This window comes from Aeromonas schubertii, from assembly GCF_000820105.1.
Lineage (GTDB): Bacteria > Pseudomonadota > Gammaproteobacteria > Enterobacterales > Aeromonadaceae > Aeromonas > Aeromonas schubertii.
This window is the reverse complement of sequence record NZ_CDDB01000040.1, coordinates 57,975-76,951: the sequence shown is the minus strand read 5'-3', so window position 1 is coordinate 76,951 and position 18,977 is coordinate 57,975. Positions and strand designations below refer to the sequence as shown.

The following is an 18,977-nucleotide window of genomic DNA, read 5'->3' as shown; positions in this document are numbered from 1 at the left end:
AGTCTTAACTGACTGGCATTATGACCGAGGTCATCCCTTTTTCCTGGGCTTAGGGCCTACTCGCCCACATACTCCACCACTTCCAGGCCGAAGCCGCCGAGGGCGTGGTACTTCTTCGGGGTGCTAAGCAGGCGCATCTGGCGCACGCCCAGGGCCTTGAGGATCTGGGAGCCGACGCCGACCCGGCGCGAGGTGCCCTGCCACTTGGCCCCTTCCGGCTGCTCGCCCTTGTCCACCGCCTCGAACTGGCGCACCCGGTTGATGATCTCCTGGCCGCTCGCCTCGGCACCCAGGATCACCAGCACGCCCCCCTCGCTGGCGATGCGCGCCATCGACTTGGCCAGCGGCCAGCTGCGCGCCGCATGGCGATCGGTCATCAGCAGATCGCTCAGCACATCGTGCAGGTGCACCCGCACCAGGGTCGGTGCATCCTGCTTGACCTCCCCCTTCTTGAGGGCGAAGTGGATCTGGTTGTCGACGGTGTCGCGGAAGGTGATGAGGTCAAACTCCCCGAACTCGGTCGGCAGTTTGCACGCGGCCACCTGCTCCACCGTGGTCTCGTTCTGGTTGCGATACTCGATGAGATCCGCGATGGTGCCAAGCTTGATGCCGTGTTCGGCGGCGAACAGCTCGAGATCCGGGCGGCGCGCCATGGTGCCGTCTTCGTTGAGGATCTCGACGATGACGGCCGCCGGCTCGTGGCCCGCCAACCGGGCCAGATCGCAACCGGCCTCGGTGTGGCCGGCGCGGGTCAACACGCCCCCGTCCTGGGCCATCAGCGGGAAGATGTGACCCGGCTGCACCAGATCGGCGGCCTTGGCATCCGGCGCCACGGCGGCCAGCACGGTAACGGCGCGATCGGCGGCCGAGATGCCGGTGGTGACCCCTTCTGCCGCCTCAATGGAGACGGTGAAGGCGGTGGAGAACTGGGCGTTGTTACGGTCCACCATCAGGGGCAGGGCCAGCTGCTTGCAGCGATCCCGGGTCAGGGTCAAACAGATGAGGCCACGGCCGTAGCGGGCCATGAAGTTGATGTCCTCGGGCCGCACGCAGGAGGCGGCCATGATGAGATCCCCCTCGTTCTCTCTGTCCTCGTCGTCCATCAGGATCACCATCTTGCCGGCCTTGATGTCGGCGATAATCTCGGCGGTGCTGCTCAGAGCCATGTGCTTCTCCAGAATCGTTCGGGGTACCCGGTCAAGATGAGGGCAGACCGGGGCGTTTCAATGCCGTCTTGGTCACAAAAAGCCGGATTGGGCCAGCTTCTCCAGGGTCAGGGAACTCTGGGAGCCCCGCTCCCCTTGCATCAGGCGCTCCAGGTAGCGGGCTATCTGATCTACCTCCAGGTTGACCCGGGTGCCCGGCTTCCACTGGGCTATGGTGGTCTCCTGGGCCGTGTGCGGGACTATGGTGAGGCGAAACTCGCATCCCTTCACGGCGTTGACCGTGAGGCTGATGCCGTCCACCGCGATCGAGCCCTTCTCGGCGATATAGCGGGCCAGCTCCCCGGGGGCTGCAATCCAGTACTCGATGGCGCGGCCGCTGGATGACTTGCTCTTGACCAGGCCTACCCCGTCCACGTGGCCCGAGACCAGGTGGCCGCCAAGGCGGGTGGTGGGCAGCAGGGCCTTCTCCAGATTGACCCGATCGCCCACCTTGGCGTCGACAAAACGGGTACGATTGAGGGTCTCAAGAGAGACGTCTGCGCTGTAGCTGCGCTCTCCCAGACTCACGACGGTGAGGCAGACCCCGTTGGTGGCGATGGAGTCGCCGAGCTTCACGTCGGAAAAATCGAGCGCGGGGGCGTGCACCGTCAGGGTGACGTCATCCCCTTGGCGCTGCAGGGCGGTCAGGGTGCCGACCGCTTCTATGATGCCGGTAAACATGTCAAACCACCTTGGCTGTGATGCGGATATCCGGGCCGACGCGGCGCACGTCGGTCAACTCGAGTCTGGGGGCGCGCGAGAGCTTCTCGAGCCCCGGCAGGTGACACAGGCCGCGGCCGGCATCCCCCAAGAGTTTCGGGGCCTGGTAGAGCACCAGCTCGTCGACCAGGCCGGCATTGATGAGGGCGCCGGCGAGCGAGGCGCCCGCCTCCACCAGCACAGAGTTGATATTCTGTCTGGCCAGCACCATGAAGAGACTCACCAGATCGAGCCCCTCCCCCAGACGCGGCACCAGGGTCTCGCGCACCGACGCGGGCCAAGTACCATCCGCGGTGTGGCGCGCCAGCCACACCTCGCCGCCCGTGCCGAACAGGGACTGGGCCGGAGTGAGGCGGTTCTTCGAGTCGACGAGAACGCGCACCGGCTGGCGCAGGCGATCGATGGGGTAGACGGCCTTGACGCTCTCGGGCAGCTCGTCCCAACGCACGGTGAGCGAGGCGTCATCCGCCAGCACTGTGGTGGCGGTGGAGAGCACGGCGTCGTGGCGCGCGCGCAGGCGCTGCACGTCGCGGCGCGCCTCGGGGGAGGTGATCCACTGGCTCTCGCCGCTGGCCATGGCGGTGCGCCCGTCCAGGCTCGCCCCCATCTTCAGGGTCACTCGCGGGAAACCGGTGCGCATGCGCTTGAAAAAGCCCGGGTTGAGCGCCTCGGCCTCGGCCGCCAGCAGGCCGTGCGCGGTCTCTATGCCGGCTTCGGCGAGCAGGCGCAGGCCGCGTCCCCCCACCTGGGGATTGGGGTCAACCATGGCGGCCACCACCCGGGCCACACCGGCCTCGATGAGGGCGTTGGCGCAGGGGGGAGTGCGGCCGTGGTGGGAGCAAGGCTCCAGAGTGACGTAGGCGGTGGCGCCACGGGCCAGCTCGCCCGCCGCCCGCAGAGCATGCACTTCGGCATGGGGCTCCCCGGCGCGCTGGTGATACCCCTCACCCACCACCTCGCCTTCGTTGACCAATACACAGCCGACGCAGGGGTTGGGGGCCGTGGTGTAGATGCCGCGCCGCGCCAGCTCGAGGGCGCGGCTCATCCAGCGGTGATCGTCTTGGCTAAACATCACTTCTCCAATTTGGCGATCTCTTCGCCAAACTCACGAATGTCTTCGAAGCTGCGGTAGACGGAGGCAAAGCGAATGTAGGCCACCTTGTCGAGGGCCTTGAGCTCCTCCATCACCAGGTTGCCCACCAGCTCGCTCGGCACCTCCCGCTCGCCGGTGGCACGCAGGGCAGACTTGATGCGGTTGATACCCTGCTCGATGGACTCCATGCTCACCGGACGCTTCTCCAGTGCTCTCAGTATGCCGGCGCGCAGCTTGTCCTCGTTGAACGGCTCGCGTGAGCCGTTGCTCTTGATGACCCGCGGCATCACCAGCTCGGCCATCTCGAAGGTGGTGAATCGCTCACGACACTGCAGGCACTCGCGCCGCCGCCTCACCTGGTGCCCCTCGGCCACTAGCCGGGAGTCGATCACCTTGGTATCCACGGCACTACAAAACGGGCAATGCATGACGCCTCCGCAGCAGGCTGTAACGAAATGAGCGCCAGTGTAGCACGGGCACGAAAATCCTGAAAAAACAATGCCACCCGAGGGTGGCATTGGTCTCAAACCGGATTAAGGCCGTGATCAGGCATAGACCGGGAAGCGGCGGCAGATCTCCAGCACCTTCTCGCGTACGGTGGCCAGCACTTCGTCGTTGTCGTGGTTGTCCAGCACGTCGCAGATCCAGTGGGCCAGCTCGATGGACTCGGCTTCCTTGAAGCCGCGGCGGGTGATGGCCGGGGTACCGATCCGTACCCCTGAGGTGACGAACGGGGAGCGCGGGTCATTCGGCACCGAGTTCTTGTTGACCGTGATGTTGGCCTTGCCGAGCGCTGCATCGGCATCCTTACCGGTCAGCTCGCGGCCGATCAGATCCACCAGCATCAGGTGGTTGTCGGTGCCGCCGGAGACGATCTTGTAGCCACGCTCCATAAAGGTGGCGGCCATCGCCTTGGCGTTCTTCACCACCTGGGCCTGGTAGGTCTTGAACTCGGGCTCCAGCGCCTCTTTGAAGGCCACGGCCTTGCCGGCGATGACGTGCATCAGCGGGCCACCCTGACCACCCGGGAAGACGGCGGAGTTGAGCTTCTTGTAGAGCTCCTCGTCGTCGGCGGCGGAGAGGATCAGGCCACCACGGGGACCGGCCAGGGTCTTGTGGGTGGTGGAGGTGACCACGTGGGCGTGGGGAACCGGGTTGGGATAGACGCCGGCGGCAATCAGACCGGCCACGTGGGCCATGTCGACGAACAGCCAGGCACCCACCTTGTCGGCGATCTCGCGCATACGGGCCCAGTCGACGATGCCGGAGTAGGCGGAGAAGCCGCCAATCATCATCTTCGGCTTGTGCTCTACGGCCTGGCGCTCCATGTCGTCGTAATCGATCTTGCCGGACTCGTCGATACCGTAGGGGATGATGTTGTACAGCTTGCCGGAGAAGTTGACCGGGGAGCCGTGGGTCAGGTGACCGCCGTGGGCCAGGTTCATGCCCAGCACGGTATCGCCCGGCTGCAGCAGGGCCATGTAGACGGCGCTGTTGGCCTGGGAGCCGGAGTGGGGCTGCACGTTGGCATAGGTGGCACCGAACAGCTCCTTGGCACGCTCGATGGCCAGGGTCTCAACCACGTCCACATACTCGCAACCGCCGTAGTAACGCTTGGCCGGGTAGCCTTCGGCGTACTTGTTGGTCAGCTGGGAGCCCTGGGCTTCCATGACCCGCGGGCTGGTGTAGTTCTCGGACGCGATGAGCTCGATGTGCTCTTCCTGACGACGGTTTTCATTGGTGATGGCCTGCCACAGCTCTGGATCATAGCCGGCGATGGTCATGTCACGTTTCAACATCCGTTTCTCTCCTGAAAATCGTTTGCGCGTGGGTGAAATCAAGGCTCGCGCATTGTAACGTGACCGGGATCAAAGGGACAGCCCGACCACTTAAAAATTTGTTTATAAATTGTAAATTGCGTCGCATGCCGCAACCTGGCTACCATGGGGCCTCTCTTCCTCTCCGGAGTATCCATGTACCGGCTGCTGCCCGCCGACCCGGCCACCCACCTGAGCCACTGCCTGCCGTTTCGCCGCGATGCCTGGCGCATCAGCTTCGGCCAACTCGACACCTTCGACGAGCAGGACACCCTGGCCTGGCTCGCCCGCCTGCAGGCGCTCGGTCGCCTGCATCACCTCTGGCATGAAGGCGAGATCATCGGCCAGCTCGAGCTCAGCCCGGCGCTGGTGCGCCCCGATGGGGTGCAGGAGGGCTACCTCTATCTGCTCTATCTCTGCCCACCCTGGCGCGGTCTGGGGGCCGGCCGCTGGCTGCACGATCAGGCGCTGGCGCGGATCCGCGCCGCCGGCAGCCAGCGGGCGGGGCTGCGGGTCTCGCCAAGTAACCTGCCGGCGGTCGCCTTCTACCATCGCCTCGGATGGCAGCCGGTCGGTCTGCCTGACGCCCGCGGCCAGCTGCTGACCCTGCCCCTGTCTTGAGTCACTTCAGGGCAGCCAGCGTCTGGCGCCAGCAGGTGGCCAATTCCTCGATCCCGCTCTCACCACGCTCGATGGCCTGACACAACTCCGCCAGGGGGGTCGCCTCCAGACTCAGGGCACTGCCCCTCAAGCGATGGGCCAGCCGGCGGCGCGCCTCACCGGGCTCGCTCGCCAGCAGCTCGCCGACCAGTTGCTCCCCCTGCTCGTGGAACAGGGCCAGCAGCCGCGCCCCCCTCTCCTCGCCGAGCAGGGCCCTGTCCCTCGCCAACCCCTGCAACGCGGAGCCTTCTCCCGGCTCAATGTGGTGCCCCTGCCAGTGGGCGGCGATCGCCGCACCGAGCGTCGCCAGGCGCAGGGGCTTGCCGACGAAGCCGGCAAAGCCGGCGTCGAGGCAGCGCTGCACATCCTCCGGGTACATCTGGGCGGTGACCGCCAGGGCCGGCAGCGGGCGGCCGTGCTCCTCCAGGCTGATCTCGGCAAGATCCTCGCGCAGGGTGATGCCATCCGTATCGGGCAGGTTGAGATCCACCAGCGCCAGATCGAAGGGGCGCTCGGTCACCAGGGCCAGGGCGCGGCGGCCATCCTCGGCCAGGGTGACTCGGTGACCGAGGCGGCGCAGCATCCCCTCGGCTACCAGGCGGTTGATGGGGTTGTCCTCCACCAGCAACAGGTGGGCCCCCCCGACGTGCAGGGTCACCGGTTCGGGCGCCAGCAGCTCGGCCGGCTGGAGCGACAGGGAAAACGAGAAACGGCACCCCTCCCCCGGCTGGCTCTCCAGGGCCAGAAAGCCCCCCATGGCCTGCACCAGACGACGACTGATGGCCAGTCCCAATCCGGTTCCCCCCGGGTGACCCGCATCGCGGCCACGCTGGCGAAACGCCTCGAAGACCGCCTCCTGCTCATGTGCCGGGATGCCAGGGCCTGTGTCGCTGACCGTGAAGCGCAAGCAGGGCTGCAGACAGGGGCCGGCGCACTCGAGCGGCCCCACCGTCAGGGTCACGCCGCCATGGCGGGTAAACTTGATGGCATTGCCGATCAGGTTGGCGAGCACCTGGCGCAGCTTGCCGGCATCCCCCTCCACCACGGCAGAGACAGTGGCGGCACAGTTGAGCGTCAGTGACAGCCCGCGCCCCTCGGCCCTGGGGGTAAAGAGGGCAACCAGATCGCCGAGCAGGGCGCGCAGATCGAACGGGGCGCGGCGCGCCTCCAGGTGGCCCGCCTCGATTTTGGAGTAGTCGAGGATGTCGTTGAGGATCTCGAGCAGGGACTCGCCGCTGTGCTCCACCGCCCCCAGATAGCGACGCTGTTCGCTATCGAGAGGCGTCCCTTCGAGCAGGGAGAGCCCGCCCAGAATGCCGTTCATGGGGGTGCGGATCTCGTGGCTCATGGTCGCGAGGAAGACCGACTTGGCCCGGTTGGCCTGCTCGGCCTCGGCGCGCGCCTCCTTCTGGCGAGCCACCTCCAGGGCGAGTCGGTCATTGGCCTCGTTGAGGGCCTGCGTGCGCTCACTGACCCTCTGCTCCAGCTCGGACTGATAGCCGCGCAGCTCGATGGCGTTGCGCCGGAACACCTCCAGCGCCTCCCCCATGGCGGCCAGCTCATCGCTCCCGGCCGGATTGGGCAGGGCAACCTCCAACTCCCCGTGGGCAAGGCGCTCGATGGCGCCGGTAGCCTCCTGCAGAGGAGCCAGAATACCGCGCTGTACCACCCGCACCATCAGTATGCCCATCAGCACCAGCGAGATGAGGCCGATCAGGGCCAGCGCCCGGGTAAGCAGGCGCAGCCGCTCGGCCAGCAGGTGTTGCCGCTCGTCCAGGCGAGCACGCTCCTGTGCCACCAGTTCGGCCACCTCGCCATTCATGGTCTCCATCAGCTGTTGGTTACGTTCACCCAGCTCCCCGATCATTCGCTCGGTATCGAGCCACTGACCGCGTACCCGACCGAGACGTTCAGCCTGTGCCAGTCGCGTCAGGGCGGCCCTGGCCGCTCCCTGCCGATCGGGGTCGGCCAGGGCATGGGCGCGTAATGCCAGCACCGCCAGATCCTGGTCGGTCTGTCTCATCAGGGCGGTCACCTCGTTGCCACTGGCGGCGCGCCCCATCTCCTCGATCCGCTGCTGCAGGGCGAGGGCGCGATGGCGCAGCTCTGTCATCTGCTCGAGCCAGTCGAGGTCCCGATCGAGCAGGGTATCGAGGCGTACCCTCGCCGCACTCCCCGTGAGGCCATAGAGCTCCCCCATTCCCGCCACCAGCAGGCTCTGGGCGTTCTCCATCTGACTGCGCGCCAACTCGGCCACCTCGCCGGCGTCACTGACCAGCGTCTCACGCAGATTCAGACCCTGTTGTTCCAGGCTGAGGCGCTCCCCCACCAGCAGCCCCTGTCGACCCAGGTTACCGATAAGGGCGAGCTGCAACTGCTCGAGCCGCGCCCGCCGCGCCCCGTCCCCCTCCCGGTCCAGGCTCTCCACCAGGGCTACCAGGCGACGCCCTTCCAGAGTCAAGCGCTGCCCCTGACGGGTACGCTCCGCCTCGCTGTCAGAGGCCACCAGCAGGCGCGAGGTGGTGAGAATATCGCCCCCGACCCGAGCCAGCTCGCGGGCACTGTCGAGGGCCGGCAGAGTGCGCTCCATGCGCTGGGCCAGAGTGGCGATATGACCCAACCCCAGCCAGCCGAGCAGGCTAGCGCCCAGGGTGAGCAGCGCCATCAGGGAGAAGGCGATCAGCAGCCGGCCACGCAGGCTGGAGAGCAGGGACATACGCATACCTTGATTGTCGATGCCGACAGAATGGGGATAATGACTCCCCACACTCTACCAAAAGCCCCCGCCATGCGAAGCCGAAACCTGCTGACCCTGCTTGCCGCCTCGCTCGCCCTCGTCTCCCCGACGAGCCCGGCCCGTGCCGCGTCCCCCCTCGATGGCTGGACCCCGCCCGTGCGGGCGACACGCCCCTATCTGCTCTGCGCCCTCTACCCTCACCTGCGCGACGCCTACTGGCTCTCGGTCAATCAGGGCATGGTGGAGGAGGCGCGCCGGCTCGGGGTGCGCCTCGAGGTGCAAGAGGCGGGAGGCTATGAGGCGCAAGAGGAACAACAGCGGCAGATTGCCGGCTGCCAGGCGCAGGGGGCCGATGCCATCCTGCTCGGCAGCGTCACGCCAGACGCCCTGGCCGGCACCATCCGCACCAGCCGGGTACCTGTCTTCGGGGTGGTCAATGCCCTGGCACCGGGCCTGGCGGTCGCCGAGGTGGGGGTGGACTGGGCCGAGATGGGGGCACGCATCGGTCAGTGGCTGGCCCGGCGCCATCCGGCCGGCAGCCCGGCGGTGCGGGTCGCTCTCTTCCCCGGGCCCGCCGAGCGGGGGGGCAACAATCTGGTGGAGCCGGCCTTTGCCAACGCCATCGCGGGGAGCGCGGTCACGCTGGTGACCACCCGGCGTGGCGACAACAGCCGGGAGATCCAGCGCACCCTGGTGCAACAGGTGCTGCGCCAGTACCCGGATCTCGACTATCTGGTGGGGGGCGCCATCGCCGCCGAGGTGGCCGTGAGCGAGCTCTCCGGCCGCCCCCGACCCGCCATCGCCGCGACCTACTTCAGTCACGGGGTGCAGCGGGGGCTGCTGCGCGGGCGTATTCTGGTGGCCAACAGCGATCAGATGCGTCTGCAGGGACGCCTCGCCGTGGCCCAGGCGGTCTGCCTGCTCAACCAACCCGACGCCAGTGAGGCGCGCTGCCCGCGCCACCTGGCCCCTCCCATATTGACCCTGGAGAGGGCGTTACCCGACACCCGGGACAGTCTCTCCGACGGGGATTTTCGCCCCGTCTACCGCATCGCATCCGAAAAGAGCGGACCATAAAGAGCCTCAGAAGCACGAGACAGGCGACGACCAGCCCCACATTCTCGAGCGCCCTAACCGCTCACGGCCCCGGCGAACAGATAGCCCTCCCCGTGCACCGTGACGAACAGCTGCGGATCGCGGGGATCCTCTTCCATCTTGCCGCGCAGGCGGCGGATCAGCACATCGATGGTGCGATCGCTCGGCCCATCGCCCCTGTGGCTGATGAGAGAGAGCAATCGCTCGCGGCTGAGCACCCGCCCCGGGTGGGCGACGAAGGCCACCAGCACCTCGTACTCGGCCTTGGTCAGGCGCACCGGCACCCCGTCCTTGCTGAGCTGACGACGGGGAATGTCGAAGCGCCAGGGGCCAAAACCAATGGCATCGTCCTGGTCGACGGGCGCCGGTGCCTGCTGCGCCAGGGAGATACGCCACAGCAGGTTCTTGACCCGCACCAGCAGCTCGCGCAGCTCGAATGGCTTGGTGACATAGTCGTCGGCCCCCATCTCGAGGCCGACGATCCTGTCCACCGCATCGCTGCGACCGGTCACCAGGATGATCCCCACTGTGCTGCGGGCCCGCAACTCGCGAGTGAGCAGCAGGCCATCCTCTCCCGGCAGGTTGATGTCGAGCATGATGAGGGAGACCGGCTCGCGCGCCAGAACCTCACGCATGGCCGCGCCATCCCCCACCGCCGTCACCCGGTAGCCTTCCCGCTCAAAATAGCCAAGGAGGCGTTCTCGGGTGACGATGTCGTCCTCGACGACCAGGATGTGATGGGACATGGGGAGCCTCGCGCGCAGTGGAGGGGGTATTCTATTCACATTCTTTCATAATTACCCCTTATTCGTTAATAGCCAGGGGCAGCCCTGTTCACACCCCCTCCCTACTATGGCCTCCATCAAAATAGCGATGCGAGACCCATCCGATGAAAAAACTGTGGCACTTCCTGCGCACTCCCAGTCGCCGCTGGTCGGTGCTGGCCCTGGTTCTGGCCGGGGTTGCCGTGACCCTGGCCGGCTCCGTTGGCCTGCACTATGGCTTCGAGAAGACCAGCTCTCTCGAGTTCTGTATCTCCTGTCACACCATGAAAGAGACCGTCTACCAGGAGTACAAGGAGTCGGTGCACTACCAAAACGCCTCCGGCGTGCGCGCCATCTGTACCGACTGCCACCAGCCGAAGGACTTCGTCGGCAAGGTGTCACGCAAGATGGAGGCGGCCAACGACCTCTATCAGCAGTACATAGGCCACAGCATCGACACCCAGGAGAAGTTTGAGGAGCGCCGCCTGCATCTGGCCGAGAAGGTGTGGAATCGCATGAGCAGCCAGGGCTCCAAGACCTGCAAGTCCTGCCACGACTACAGCGCCATGGACCACGCCAAGCAGTCCCCGGCTGCCGCCAAAGCGATGACGGAAGCGGCCGCCAAGAACATGAACTGTATCGAGTGCCACAAGGGGATAGCCCATGAGCTGCCCAACATGGCCGGGGGCTTTCGCGCCACCTTCGACAAGCTCAAGAGCGAGGCCAAGAGTGCCCCCGAGGCCGAGACCCTCTACACCCTGGGTGAGAAGGACCTGTTCGCCTCGGCCACGAGCACAGAGCCGGTGGGCAAGCTGCTGCCTGCCAGCAAGGTGAGCGTGCTTGAGCGCGACGGGGATCGCCTGCAGGTGGCCATCGAGGGGTGGCGCGAGACTCAGGGGACCGGTCGGGTGCTGAGCGAGTACATGGGCAAGCGGGTCTTCGTCGCCACCGTGCGCGACGAGCTCAAGGCCACCGAGACCCTGCTCGGCGAGCAGACCGACAGCGCCACCCACATCCAGTGGCAGCAGGTGAAGGTGACCGCCTGGACCGACGGTCAGGGGCTCGAGACCAGCCTCAAACCCATCTGGGACTACGCCGGCGAGATGTACAAGTCCACCTGTAACTCCTGCCATGCGGCCCCGGATCCCGCCCACTTCAGCGCCAACGGCTGGATCTCCGGGCTCAAGGCCATGTCCGCCTATTACCGCCTCAGCAAGGAAGAGGAGCGCACCTTGCTCAAATACCTGCAGAGCCACGCCGCCGACACCGGTGGTCAGGGTCACCACTGAAACCCCATTGAGAGAGGAACAACACAATGATCAACGTATCCCGTCGTGGTTTCCTGGGTGGCCTGCTGGCCGGTAGTGCCGCCACCCTGATCGGTCCCTCCCTGTTGGGGCGGGCCGCCATGGCCGCCGAATCGGGCGAGAAACGGGTGCAGTCGGGCTCCCACTGGGGCGCCTTCCGTGCCCGGGTGGTGAATGGCCGCTGGGTCGAGACCCTGCCGTTTGAACACGACAAGCACCCTACCGACATGCTCAAGGGGCTGCACGAGGTGGTCTACAACCCCTCCCGGGTGCGCTACCCCATGGTGCGGCTGGACTGGCTGCGCAAGGGCTACCGCTCCGACACCCGCGAGCGCGGCCAGAACCGCTTCGTGCGGGTCAAGTGGTCCCAGGCGCTGGACTTCGTCTACCACGAGCTGGAGCGGGTGCAGAAAACCTATGGCCCGAGTGCCCTCTATGCGGGCCACTCCGGTTGGCAGTCGGTGGGCAAGCTGCACTCCGCCGGCGCCATGCTGGGGCGTGCCATGAACCTGCACGGCACCTACCTGGCCAAGGCCGGTGACTACTCCACCGGCGCCGCCCAGGTGATCCTGCCCCATGTGGCGGGCGCCATGGAGGTGTACGAGCAGCAAACCTCCTGGCCCCTGGTGCTGGAGCACAGCAAGACAGTGGTGATCTGGGGATCGGACCCCATCAAGAACTTGCAGGTGGGCTGGCTGGTGCCGGATCACAGCGTCTACGACTACTGGCAACAGCTCAAGGAGAAGGTGGCGGCCGGCCAGATCCGGGTCATCAGCGTCGATCCGGTCAAGTCCAAGACCCAGAACTTCCTCGGCTGTGAGCAGGTCGCCCTCTATCCCCAGACCGATCTCCCCCTGATGTTGGGGATAGCCCACACCCTCTATAGCGAGAAGCTGCACGACGAGAAGTTCCTGAAGAACTACACCACGGGCTTCGATCAGTTCCTCCCCTATCTGCTGGGCACCCGGGACGGTCAGGTGAAAGACGCGACGTGGGCCTCTGCCATCTGTGGCGTACCCGCCGACACCATCCGCGATCTGGCGCGCACCATGGCCGGCGGTCGCACCCAGATCATCGGTGGCTGGTGCGTGCAGCGCATGCACCACGGTGAGCAGTACGCCTGGATGCTGGTGGTGCTGGCGGCCATGCTGGGCCAGATTGGCCTGCCCGGCGGCGGCTTCGGGTTTGGCTGGCACTACAACGGCGCCGGCACCATCACCTCGGCCGGCCCCATCATGTCGGGCTTCAGCTCCGTGGTGCCCGGCGCCAAGCCGATCCACGATGGCAGCTTCAAGGGCTACTCCAGGTTCATCCCGGTGGCCCGCTTCGTCGACTGCATCCTGAACCCGGGCGAGACCATCGACTTCAACGGCCAGAAGATCGTCTTCCCCGAGATGAAGATGGCCCTCTTCTGCGGCAACAACCCGTTCCACCACCAGCAGGATCGCAACAAGATGGTGGCGGCCTGGCGCAAGCTGGAGACGGTGGTGAGCGTCGATCACCAGTGGACGGCCAGCTGCCGCTTCGCCGACATCGTCCTGCCGGCCACCACCACCTATGAGCGCGACGACATCGAGCAGTGGGGCTCCCACTCCAACGCCGGCATCCTGGCCATGTACAAGGTGGTCGAGCCCCTGTTCGAGGCGCGCGATGACTACGACATCTTCGCCGATCTCTGCCGCCGCTTCGGTCGCGAGGAGGCCTTCACCGGGGGCAAGAACAAGATGGCCTGGATCCAGAGCATCTACGACGACGCCCGCCTGCAGGGTCGTGGCATCGGGGTGCGTCTGCCACGTTTCAGCCAGTTCTGGAGCGGCGAGGGGTTCGTCACCTTCCCGGCCGGCCAACCCTGGGTACGCCACCAGGCGTTTCGCGACGAGCCGGACCTGGAGCCGCTCGGCACGCCCTCCGGCCTCATCGAGATCTACTCCAAGACCATCGCCGGCTTCGGCTACGCCGACTGCCCGGGGCACCCGGTCTGGATGGAGCCCTACGAGCGCTCCCACGGCGGCCGCGGCAGCGCGCGCTTCCCGCTGCACCTGCAGTCGTGCCACCCGGACAAGCGGCTGCACAGCCAGCTCTGCTCCTCGGATCAATACCGGGCCAGCTACACGGTGCAGGGGCGTGAGCCACTCTACATGAGTCCGCAGGACGCCAAGGCGCGCGGCCTCAACGACGGGGATCTGGTACGGGTATTCAACGACCGCGGCCAGGTGATCGCCGGCCTGGTGGTGAGCGAGGATTACGCCCCCGGTGTCATCCGTCTGCAGGAGGGGGCCTGGTACGGCCCCGAGGAGGGGGGCAAGGTGGGGACGCTCTGCACCTACGGGGATCCCAACGTGCTGACCGCCGACATCGGCGCCTCACGCCTCTCCCAGGCCACCACGGCCCACACCGCCCTGGTGCAGGTGGAGAAGTTCAAGGGCCAGGCGCCGGCCGTGACCGCCTTCGGGGCACCGGAGTCGGTGGCGGGGATCGATCCCCTCTTCCCCGCCATGTAAACCGGCAACGGTTTCCTTTAGCGGGAAAGCAGTTAGAATCGGGAGCCAACTAGGCTCCCGAATTAGCATCTACGGAGGAGTAATGCAGGAATTTCTGGCCACCAGCGAACGCCGGGCCGAACTCTACTGGTGGTTCTCCACCCTGTTTGCCAGCGAACTGAGCGACGAGCAGATCGCCGAATACGACACCTACGACGTGCGCAGCTTCCTGAAAAGCCTCGCCACCCTGGATCCCATGCGCGAAGCCGTGGCAGAACTTAACGATGCCATCGCTCGCCTGCTGGTGCGTCCCGACCGGCAGCTGGAGCTGGCCGCCGACTTTGCCGCCCTGTTTCTCGGCGACGCCAAGCAGGGGGTTCCGCCTTATGAGTCCCTCTTCTGCGGTGACCAGCGGCTGCTGATGCAGGCCCCCACCGCCCGCATGGAGGCGCGACTGACACGCCTTGGCATCTCGGTAAGCGACAAGTACAAGGAGCCGGCCGATCACCTGGCCATCGAGCTGGATCTGATGGGCAACCTCATCATCCGCGCCGCCGAGGCGGGGGACGCCGACGGCCGCGAGCAGTGGCTGGATGAGCAGGAGAGCCTGCTGCACGACCACCTGCTGGCCTGGGTGCCCGCCTTCGAGGCCGAATGCCGCACCAAGGACGCATTCGGTTTCTACGGTGCCTGCGCCCGTCTGCTCGGCGTCTTCCTCACCATGGACGCCAACTACCTCACCCTGGTCAAACCCGCCCGGTGAAGACGGCCCTGCTGCTCATTGCCAGCTGGCTGTTGACCCTGCTCCCGACGGAGCAGGGGGTTGTGCCCCTGCTCGCCCTGCTGTTTGACGCCGACCGGGAGCTCTACGGCACCGGTCAGCTTACTGGCCTGGCGGGCATACTGCTGACCCTCTATCTCGCCAATCTGGGGGTCGAGGTGGTGCTGCGCCGCCGCTTTCAGATAGCCGGCATGCTGACCCTGGTGGCCGCCTGGATCGAATTTATCAATCAGGGGGCCGCGCTGGCCCCCTGGTGGAAAATCATCTTGCCCGCACTCCCCTTTCTCGGCCTCAGCCTGCTGGTGCTGCTACGCGGCATCCAGGCCTTTGGCCGACAGAAGGGCTAGTTTCCCAACTGGAGTTGCCAGTTGTCGCGCTCTTTCTCGTTAAGATGGCGCACCAGGGGGGACTCCCCTTGATAACGGGGCGGCGCCGAAAATTGCAGCGGAAAGGATTCATCGGCCAGCCCCAAATTGGACTGTACCTGCTCACGCAGCCCCTTCGCCTCGCCCGCCGGCTGCTCGAGCACCACTGAGGGAAATTTGTCGCTCACCACAGGAGCCGGGGGGTCAAACTGCCAGGCGGCCGTCATCATGATCAGACCTATCATCTTGAAGTGCCTTCTGTGAAATCACACATCCCCATACCCTAACAAAAGCAACCCCCCTATACGTCCTCTTTTTTCCTGTCAGGGGTTAATAATGTGGCGCTCACTATCGGCCTGACCCAGGCTATCCAAAAGTCTAATTTGTCCCGTCGAGACAAAGGTATAAGTTGTTAAGAGACGATTAAAAGGATGTGTTGCCAAGGAGCCGCAAAATGAGCGAGAGCAAGGTCTACCCGGTCAAGTCACAAATTGCCCAGCATGCCCATATCGACAAGGCCGGCTACGAAGCCATGTACCGCGCCTCGGTGGAAAACCCTGACGCCTTCTGGGGCGAACACGGCAAGATAGTCGACTGGATGAAGCCCTACACCCGGGTCAAAAACAGCTCCTACGATCCCGGCCATGTCTCCATCAAGTGGTTTGAGGATGGCCAGCTCAACGTCTCGGCCAACTGCCTGGACCGCCATCTGAGCGAGCGCGCTGACAAGGTCGCCATCATCTGGGAAGGGGACAACCCGGCCGAGGATCGCACCCTCACCTATCGTGAGCTGCACACCGAGGTGTGCAAGTTTGCCAACGTGCTCAAGGCTCAAGGCGTCCACAAGGGCGACGTGGTCTGCCTCTACATGCCCATGGTGCCGGAAGCCGCCATCGCCATGCTGGCCTGTACCCGCATCGGCGCCGTTCACTCCGTCGTCTTCGGTGGCTTCTCCCCCGAGGCCCTGGCCGGGCGCATCATCGACTCCGGCTCCCGGGTGGTGATCACCGCCGATGAGGGGTTGCGTGGCGGACGCGCGGTTCCCCTCAAGAAGAACGTGGATGAGGCCCTGACCAACCCGGATACCCGAGTCGACAAGGTGATCGTGCTCAAGCGCACCGGCGGTGATGTCGCCTGGCACAACCACCGCGATCTCTGGTGGCATGAGGCCACCGCCAGCGTCGGTAGCGACTGCCCGGCCGAACCCATGAACGCCGAGGATCCCCTCTTTATCCTCTACACCTCGGGCTCTACCGGCAAACCCAAGGGGGTGCTGCACACCACGGGGGGCTACCTGGTCTACGCCACCATGACCTTCAAGTACGTCTTCGACTACCACGAGCAGGACATTTACTGGTGTACCGCCGACGTGGGCTGGGTCACCGGTCACTCCTATCTGGTCTATGGCCCTCTGTCGAACGGTGCCACCACGATATTGTTCGAGGGGGTGCCCAACTACCCGGCCACCAACCGCATGAGCCAGGTGGTCGACAAGCACCAGGTCACCATTCTCTATACCGCCCCTACCGCCATCCGCGCCCTGATGGCCAAGGGTAACGAGGCGGTTGAAGGGACCTCCCGCGCCAGCCTGCGCATCATGGGATCGGTGGGCGAGCCCATCAACCCGGAAGCCTGGGAGTGGTACTACCGCACCATAGGCGATGAGCGTTGCCCCATCGTCGACACCTGGTGGCAGACCGAGACAGGCGGCATCCTCATCACTCCGCTGCCCGGCGTCACCGACCTCAAGCCGGGCTCGGCCACCCGCCCCTTCTTCGGGGTTCAGCCGGCCCTGGTCGACAACCTGGGCGAGCCGCTGGAGGGGGCCACCGAAGGCAACCTGGTGATCACCGACTCCTGGCCGGGTCAGATGCGCACCGTGTTTGGCGATCACGAGCGCTTCGAGCAGACCTACTTCTCGACCTTCCCCGGCCGCTACTTCACCGGTGACGGTGCCCGCCGCGACCAGGATGGCTACTACTGGATCACCGGTCGGGTGGATGACGTGCTCAACGTCTCTGGCCACCGCATGGGCACCGCCGAGATCGAATCGGCCCTGGTGGCCCATCCCAAGATTGCCGAGGCGGCCGTGGTGGGGGTACCCCACGAGATAAAGGGTCAGGGTATCTACGCCTATGTGACCCTGATCGCCGGTGAAGAGCCAAGCCGCGAGCTGCACAAAGAGGTCAAGGAGTGGGTGCGTAAAGAGATCGGGGCCATCGCCACCCCGGATGTGATCCACTGGGCCGAGGGGCTGCCCAAGACCCGCTCCGGCAAGATCATGCGCCGTATCCTGCGCAAGATTGCCACCGGTGAGACCGAGAGTCTGGGGGACATCTCCACCCTGGCCGACCCGGGGGTAGTCGACAAGCTGATCCGGGAGAAGAGCGAGGTGATCTAGGGGGTTCCCCCACACCTCAAGCCGGCCTCGAGCCGGCTTTTTTCATTTTTATACTGCTGACAAAAAAGCCACTTGCAGATGTATGGCATGTGCCATGCTTGTACTTCCAGCATCCACAGGGAGGAGGACACATGGTCAAGACATTGGCAGTGGCAGGCGTCATCTTCGGGATGCTGGGTCAGGCGCAGGCCGGCGTCTGGGATTCGGTGCTGCAGGAGAAGGAGAGCGCCCTCTACACCAGCGGTTACTCTGGCGTGCTGGTCGGCCAGCGCCCCACCCAGGAGCATTTCGATCTCTGGCTCATCAACACGGGTTATCGTCAGCCCCTGGGCGAGGGGTGGAGCTGGTTTGTCGAGGCTGGCTCGGCCCTCGCCGGCCAGCAGACGGTGGCAGGGCACACCCTCGGCTCCGGCGTACGCTACCAGTTGCTCCCTTCACTCACCCTGGGTGGACAACTCAGACAGCTTAGCCTCGGCACGGGGCGCACCGAGCTGCAACTCAATAGTGCTCTGCGGCTGCGCCCATCGCTCTCTCTGCAAGCCGATTTGGGCGTCAGCAAGGAGTCGAGTCTGACCTTGGGAATTGGCTATCAGTTTTAGTCCAGCAATGCGTCGGCACTCACCGCCACCCCGTTGGGATCGGCATAGAGATAGTCGCCAGGATGTATCACCAAACCGGCAAACTGCAACACGGCATCCCGCTCGCCCAACCCCAGCTTCTCGGTCTTGATCGGACAACTTCCCAGGGCCTTGACCCCCAGGGGCAGGGTTCCCAGGGTGACCACATCGCGCACGGCCCCGTTGATCACCACCCCCTCCCAACCGTTGTCGACCGCCTTCTGGGCCAGCAGATCCCCAAGCAGTGCACGGCGCAGTGACCCCTGACCATCGATGACCAGCACCCGGCCTCGCCCATCCTGAGCGACCAGTTCGCGCACCAGACTGTTGTCCTCGAAACAGGAGAGGGTCACCACCCGTCCGAAGAAGGTGGTGTGGCCACCGTAATCATTAAAGGGGATTGAGGCGACTTGCAGCCGCTCGGCATGGTTATCACACAGGTCCGGTAATAGATCCCTGGAAGGGCGCAGTAACATGGAAGACTCCTTCATCCTTGATGGCATCAGTGCCCATTATTTCAACGACTTGCCCCCGGTGCAATCCAGTAGGGGGCGAGCGCCCCCAACACGACAGCCTCCTCTGCCAGCAACACAGGGATCAGGGACAAACACCCCCCCTCGATCCAATAAATGGCATTTTGCCCGTGCTCGGCCGCCAGCCCCATGGCGACGGAAAGCGGGCAGGCCACCGCCAGGCTGAACTCCTGCCACCCCAGATCAGGGGCACTCCCCCATACCCCCAGATGAGGGTAGTCACACAGCCTGGCCAGCAGAGCCTGATGGCGCAGCTCGTTCTCGGTCCGGGTCAATGGCTGGCTTGCCGGATTCCAGGCGGTGATGATGGCGAAACAGGGCCAATCTGGTGTGGGCACCTCGGCCAGAAAGCGAATTTGTTTGTAGTTTTCCCACATGTTTGATGCCTGTGAAATGTAACAA

Annotated in this window: 18 protein-coding genes; 8 read left to right on the top strand and 10 right to left on the bottom strand. The window is 65.2% G+C overall.

The features are described 5' to 3' along the window. Positions 1-56: 56 nt before the first annotated feature. The 5 genes from ribBA to glyA all read right to left on the bottom strand — a co-directional run bounded on the left by ribBA (position 57) and on the right by glyA (position 4,817). Positions 57-1,166, bottom strand: coding sequence for a bifunctional 3,4-dihydroxy-2-butanone-4-phosphate synthase/GTP cyclohydrolase II (ribBA, locus tag BN1133_RS08305; RefSeq protein ID WP_050666077.1), 1,110 nt, complete (start codon positions 1,164-1,166; stop codon positions 57-59). 72 nt (positions 1,167-1,238) lie between these two features. Continuing rightward, a complete protein-coding gene (locus BN1133_RS08300) occupies positions 1,239-1,886 on the bottom strand; it encodes a riboflavin synthase (protein WP_050666076.1) in 648 nt (215 codons plus the stop codon). Position 1,887: 1 nt separating this feature from the next. Continuing rightward, positions 1,888-2,997, bottom strand: coding sequence for a bifunctional diaminohydroxyphosphoribosylaminopyrimidine deaminase/5-amino-6-(5-phosphoribosylamino)uracil reductase RibD (gene ribD, locus BN1133_RS08295; RefSeq protein ID WP_050666075.1), 1,110 nt, complete (start codon positions 2,995-2,997; stop codon positions 1,888-1,890). Continuing rightward, positions 2,997-3,446: a transcriptional regulator NrdR gene (nrdR, locus tag BN1133_RS08290; RefSeq protein ID WP_050666074.1), complete on the bottom strand. Its 450-nt coding sequence runs from the start codon at positions 3,444-3,446 to the stop codon at positions 2,997-2,999. Before nrdR ends, ribD begins: the two co-directional genes overlap by 1 nt. Positions 3,447-3,563: 117 nt before the next feature. After that, the gene (glyA, locus tag BN1133_RS08285) at positions 3,564-4,817 is read right to left on the bottom strand and encodes a serine hydroxymethyltransferase (RefSeq protein ID WP_050666073.1); all 1,254 of its coding nucleotides are present in this window, start codon (positions 4,815-4,817) and stop codon (positions 3,564-3,566) included. Positions 4,818-4,991: 174 nt separating this feature from the next. On the opposite strand from glyA, the gene BN1133_RS08280 reads away from it, so the two are divergent. Then, positions 4,992-5,456: a GNAT family N-acetyltransferase gene (locus tag BN1133_RS08280; protein ID WP_050666072.1), complete on the top strand. Its 465-nt coding sequence runs from the start codon at positions 4,992-4,994 to the stop codon at positions 5,454-5,456. 1 nt (position 5,457) lies between these two features. Here BN1133_RS08280 and torS read toward each other — a convergent pair whose 3' ends face one another. Further along, positions 5,458-8,211 carry a TMAO reductase system sensor histidine kinase/response regulator TorS gene (gene torS / locus BN1133_RS08275; protein WP_050666071.1) on the bottom strand — a complete coding sequence of 918 codons (2,754 nt, stop codon included), beginning with the start codon at positions 8,209-8,211 and terminating at the stop codon, positions 5,458-5,460. A 72-nt stretch (positions 8,212-8,283) separates the two neighbouring features. Here torS and torT point away from each other — a divergent pair, with 72 nt between their 5' ends. Next, the gene (gene torT / locus BN1133_RS08270) at positions 8,284-9,309 is read left to right on the top strand and encodes a TMAO reductase system periplasmic protein TorT (protein ID WP_050666070.1); all 1,026 of its coding nucleotides are present in this window, start codon (positions 8,284-8,286) and stop codon (positions 9,307-9,309) included. 53 nt (positions 9,310-9,362) lie between these two features. On the opposite strand, the gene torR is transcribed toward torT, so the two are convergent. Further along, positions 9,363-10,073: a two-component system response regulator TorR gene (gene torR, locus BN1133_RS08265; RefSeq protein ID WP_050666069.1), complete on the bottom strand. Its 711-nt coding sequence runs from the start codon at positions 10,071-10,073 to the stop codon at positions 9,363-9,365. A gap of 143 nt (positions 10,074-10,216) precedes the next feature. On the opposite strand from torR, the gene torC reads away from it, so the two are divergent. The 4 genes from torC to BN1133_RS08245 all read left to right on the top strand — a co-directional run bounded on the left by torC (position 10,217) and on the right by BN1133_RS08245 (position 15,006). Beyond that, entirely contained in the window at positions 10,217-11,380 is a 1,164-nt protein-coding gene (gene torC, locus BN1133_RS08260; protein WP_050666068.1) for a pentaheme c-type cytochrome TorC, read from the top strand. 26 nt (positions 11,381-11,406) lie between these two features. Then, entirely contained in the window at positions 11,407-13,899 is a 2,493-nt protein-coding gene (gene torA, locus BN1133_RS08255) for a trimethylamine-N-oxide reductase TorA (protein ID WP_050666067.1), read from the top strand. A gap of 82 nt (positions 13,900-13,981) precedes the next feature. After that, positions 13,982-14,641: a molecular chaperone TorD gene (torD, locus tag BN1133_RS08250; protein ID WP_050666066.1), complete on the top strand. Its 660-nt coding sequence runs from the start codon at positions 13,982-13,984 to the stop codon at positions 14,639-14,641. After that, a complete protein-coding gene (locus tag BN1133_RS08245; protein WP_050666065.1) occupies positions 14,638-15,006 on the top strand; it encodes a hypothetical protein in 369 nt (122 codons plus the stop codon). Before torD ends, BN1133_RS08245 begins: the two co-directional genes overlap by 4 nt. On the opposite strand, the gene BN1133_RS08240 is transcribed toward BN1133_RS08245, so the two are convergent. After that, on the bottom strand, positions 15,003-15,269 hold the full coding sequence (locus tag BN1133_RS08240; protein ID WP_050666064.1) for a hypothetical protein: 267 nt from the start codon (positions 15,267-15,269) through the stop codon (positions 15,003-15,005). The genes BN1133_RS08245 and BN1133_RS08240 overlap by 4 nt on opposite strands. Before the next feature lie 209 nt (positions 15,270-15,478). Here BN1133_RS08240 and acs point away from each other — a divergent pair, with 209 nt between their 5' ends. Both acs and BN1133_RS08230 read left to right on the top strand, forming a co-directional pair. Continuing rightward, a complete protein-coding gene (gene acs / locus BN1133_RS08235) occupies positions 15,479-17,425 on the top strand; it encodes an acetate--CoA ligase (protein WP_050666063.1) in 1,947 nt (648 codons plus the stop codon). A gap of 131 nt (positions 17,426-17,556) precedes the next feature. Continuing rightward, positions 17,557-18,024 (top strand): hypothetical protein, encoded by a 468-nt coding sequence (locus BN1133_RS08230; RefSeq protein ID WP_050666062.1) that lies wholly within the window; start codon positions 17,557-17,559, stop codon positions 18,022-18,024. Here the strand turns inward: BN1133_RS08230 and BN1133_RS08225 are convergent. Both BN1133_RS08225 and BN1133_RS08220 read right to left on the bottom strand, forming a co-directional pair. After that, entirely contained in the window at positions 18,021-18,518 is a 498-nt protein-coding gene (locus tag BN1133_RS08225) for a putative 4-hydroxy-4-methyl-2-oxoglutarate aldolase (RefSeq protein WP_050666061.1), read from the bottom strand. The two genes, BN1133_RS08230 and BN1133_RS08225, sit on opposite strands and share 4 nt — an antisense overlap. Positions 18,519-18,559: 41 nt before the next feature. After that, positions 18,560-18,952, bottom strand: coding sequence for a DUF3293 domain-containing protein (locus tag BN1133_RS08220; protein ID WP_050666060.1), 393 nt, complete (start codon positions 18,950-18,952; stop codon positions 18,560-18,562). Positions 18,953-18,977 lie beyond the last annotated feature (25 nt).